Origin of the sequence: uncultured Gardnerella sp. (assembly GCF_947280595.1) — a bacterium.
GTDB lineage: Bacteria > Actinomycetota > Actinomycetes > Actinomycetales > Bifidobacteriaceae > Bifidobacterium > Bifidobacterium vaginale_A.
In genome coordinates this window covers 1-3,487 of sequence record NZ_CAMYOS010000036.1, presented here as the reverse complement: position 1 = coordinate 3,487, position 3,487 = coordinate 1, and the positions used below count along the sequence as shown (strand labels likewise).

Genomic DNA, 3,487 nt, shown 5'->3' with positions numbered 1-3,487 from the left:
ATCGTTACATAAACATTATTTCTGTTTATGTTCGGGCAGAACAATCAGCCGAAAACATTAGCCAGGATACCTTTAGAGCAGTTTGAAGATGTACTCTCTTACATAAAGATAATTACAACAAATCCCAGTTTGTAGAGCTTAGCAAGGATCAAGTTTCTATGAAATAGAAATCTAAATCTAAAAGCGTTATGTGTAAATAATTAAGGCGGTAGTAATACCGTCTTTTTTGATGCCTAAAAAGGTTTCAGAGTTTCAAGCTAAAGTTTCAGAGTTTAAAGAAATAGCTTCATAGTTTAAGGTTAAGGTTTCATTGTATCCAACATGTGATGAAACTATATACGAAAACTGCCAACGAGATTGATGAGCTTAAAGTTAAGAAACAGCAGCTTCTTATAGAAAAAACAGGTCAAGAAGATGCTAAAAGACGAATCAGAGAAATGGAAGATTTTCTTAAAAAGTGAGCGTCACGATATTAGTGAGTATGACGAGGATTTGGATAAGCGCGGTGTGTAAAAGGTGTGTAAAATACATGTCATCAACTCATAAAGGTCAAAATATTTAGTGCTAAAACCAATGCCTTTGTTATGTGTCTTTCCGCGTTTTTTATGCTGAGTGTTACTCAATGCGTAGAATTATGTGATAAAAAACACTAAAATATGTATAATTATGTGATTAAATGCACCAAAACATATATAATAATGTGATACACGATAAAAGATAACGCAAAATATAACAGAACGGCAATGAAACTAAGCGTAGAAACAGCCAAACGTTAATACGGCTGCAATATCTAATAGCGTAATGCAAGATGAAAGGTGAGTAATCATGAAAAGGCTGATTATGAGCAAACTTTTAGCATGGAAGAACTCGCCGTATCGTAAACCATTGATATTAAGAGGCGTGCGTCAAGTTGGCAAAACTTGGATATTAAAAGAATTTGGTAAGCTTAACTACAAAAATATTGCTTATTTTAACTTCGATGAAAACAAAGAATATAAGCAATTCTTTGAAACCACTAAAAATGTGGAGCGAATTTTACAAAACCTAATGCTTGCAAGTGGTCAAAAAATCGAACCAGAAAACACGCTGATTATATTTGACGAGGTTCAGGACTGTCCAGAAGTAATAAACTCGATGAAATATTTTTATGAAAACGCTCCGCAATATCATGTTGCTTGCGCTGGATCGTTGCTTGGAATAACGCTTGCAAAACCATCTTCATTCCCAGTTGGAAAAGTTAATTTTATGCAAATAAACCCAATGAATTTCACAGAGTTTTTACTTGCTAATGGGGATGAAAATCTAGTGAAGTTTATTGAACAAATCGATAGAATAGCGTCGATTCCAGATGCATTTTTTAACCCTCTATACGAGAAATTAAAAATGTATTATGTTACAGGGGGAATGCCTGAGTCAGTTTTAATGTGGGCTAAAGCGCGAGATGTGAACGCAATGCAAGAGACATTGTTTGAGATTATAACAGCTTATGAACGAGATTTTGCAAAGCATCCTAATGTTAGTGAATTTCCAAAAATATCAATGATTTGGAATTCTATTCCATCTCAACTTGCGCGCGAAAACAAGAAATTCTTGTATAAAGTTGTTAAAAATGGTGCGCGAGCAAGAGAGTATGAAGATGCTTTGCAATGGCTAGTGTCGGCACAATTGGTGTATAAAATTTATAGAAATACTGCGCCGAATTTACCTATTGCTGCTTATGACGATGTATCTGCTTTTAAGATTTATTTAGCAGATGTTGGTTTGTTAAGGCGATTAGCGCAACTTGCTCCTACTGCATTTGTGGAAGGCAATAGGCTGTTTACTGAGTTTAAGGGTGCTTTAACAGAAAATTATGTTTTGCAAGCGCTACTTACTCAATTTGAAGTGACGCCTAGATACTGGTCTCAAACAAATCCGCCGTATGAAGTGGATTTTCTTATTCAACGAGAAAATGATATTTTCCCTATTGAGGTTAAATCTGAAGCAAATATTAATAGTAGAAGTTTGAAAAAGTTTAAAGAATTATTCCCTAATCAAACGAAATTGCGTATACGATTCTCGCTGAATAATCTAAAACTAGACGATGATATGTTGAATATTCCGTTATTTATGGCTGATTATACGGATAAGCTTATAGAACTTGCACTGAAAGAAAACAATTGAGAAAGAAAGATAATTTAAAAGGTAACTATTAGAAAATATAGAAATAAATTAGTGTAAAAGTTAAAAAAGTGTCAATTGCTTAAAACTCTAGAAGAAAACGTTTAACGCGTTGATCTTCACAGCTCTTTGTTGGCTGAGTAAGGGAATGTACTTCTCAGGGTTACTGAGTCTGTAGGTATAAGTAATTCGTGAGTCAACCTGTAACTGCTTGTGGAAAAGCTGTAGTGAAGTAATACTGTTGTGGTGTTTTATGTCCGCTACTTTGACTAGTCACACGAAATAGAGTTTGGCATATTCTAAGAATGCTTCATAATGTTGGAGTATTAGGCTTGGTGATTTTTAATCCAAGTGTAAAGGTCATTTTCATTTGCCTTGCCTGATGCGACTTTGAGAATAATATCGATCAGTTCTTCATCTTTGTAAGACAACATAATGTTGTTAGTGCTAGAAAGATTAGTGTGACATGTGTGCCGATACGCTTGTTTCCATCTATAAAAGGGTGGTTTTTTTTAATAGTAATACTATTAAAGCTAAACAGACTATTATGGATTCTAATTTTAATAGAATTGTATTCTTATTAGAATTGCATATTAAGAATAAGGGGAACTTATGAAATTAATTAGACCAGATAGTAAATATATCCAAGGTTATATAGAAGCAAATGAAGAAGATGAAATTTTTAGGCCGAATGCAGAAAGACGTTTTATAAACCCAGAGACAATTATAGAGAGTTCTTATAACTATGAACATGGTATAAATTTGCCTGCAAATTATGTTAAAGCTACTACGTTTTGGCTGATAGATAATGAAAAATTTATTGGTGAAATTAGTATAAGGCATGAATTAAATTCTTTTTTAATTAACTATGGTGGTCATATCGGATACGAGATTAGGCAATCTGAATGTATGAAGGGTTATGGAACAAAAATGCTTTCTATGGCACTTGCATATTGTAAAGAGACTTTGAATCTACATAAAGTTTTGATTACGTGTGATGATGACAATATTGGATCGATAAAAGTTATAGAAAATAATGGTGGAATTTTGGAAAACAAAGTGAAAAATAGCTTATCAAGAGGAAATGTTACGACAAGAAGGTATTGGATTAATATATAGGGGAATATATAGGAAAAATATTAAATTTTATCTATACTGACCACTCAATCGGGGATTAGGACAATTTTTAGATATTTTGTATAATCAAATCTGTGTAATCAAAGCACGATATTCCGTGATTGCATTTTCTGGAGAAAGATGATGAGTGAGATTAATGTAAGGCCAGTGCTTTTCAAGCATGCTTTTTGGGGTCATGTGATTACAGAAA

Annotated in this window: 4 protein-coding genes; 3 read left to right on the top strand and 1 reads right to left on the bottom strand. The window is 33.3% G+C overall.

What is annotated here, in order from left to right; all coding sequences use genetic code 11:
- The first annotated feature begins 326 nt into the window (after positions 1-326).
- Together Q0X59_RS06140 and Q0X59_RS06135 are read left to right on the top strand one after the other, a co-directional pair.
- Entirely contained in the window at positions 327-461 is a 135-nt protein-coding gene (locus tag Q0X59_RS06140) for a hypothetical protein (RefSeq protein ID WP_255408282.1), read from the top strand.
- A 364-nt stretch (positions 462-825) separates the two neighbouring features.
- On the top strand, positions 826-2,163 hold the full coding sequence (locus Q0X59_RS06135; protein WP_297643940.1) for an ATP-binding protein: 1,338 nt from the start codon (positions 826-828) through the stop codon (positions 2,161-2,163).
- A gap of 403 nt (positions 2,164-2,566) precedes the next feature.
- Here Q0X59_RS06135 and Q0X59_RS06130 read toward each other — a convergent pair whose 3' ends face one another.
- Entirely contained in the window at positions 2,567-2,656 is a 90-nt protein-coding gene (locus Q0X59_RS06130) for a hypothetical protein (protein WP_297643943.1), read from the bottom strand.
- Between the two features lie 116 nt (positions 2,657-2,772).
- Between Q0X59_RS06130 and Q0X59_RS06125 the strand changes: the two genes are divergently transcribed.
- Complete coding sequence (locus Q0X59_RS06125; protein ID WP_075523789.1) at positions 2,773-3,279, top strand: GNAT family N-acetyltransferase; 507 nt, start codon at positions 2,773-2,775, stop codon at positions 3,277-3,279.
- Positions 3,280-3,487: the final 208 nt, after the last annotated feature.

Excerpts from the sequence above, each read along its gene's own strand:
- Q0X59_RS06125 (WP_075523789.1), top strand. The coding sequence starts at position 2,773 with ATGAAATTAATTAGACCAGATAGTAAATATATCCAAGGTTATATAGAA.
- Q0X59_RS06140 (WP_255408282.1), top strand. The coding sequence starts at position 327 with ATGAAACTATATACGAAAACTGCCAACGAGATTGATGAGCTTAAAGTT.
- Q0X59_RS06135 (WP_297643940.1), top strand. The coding sequence starts at position 826 with ATGAAAAGGCTGATTATGAGCAAACTTTTAGCATGGAAGAACTCGCCG.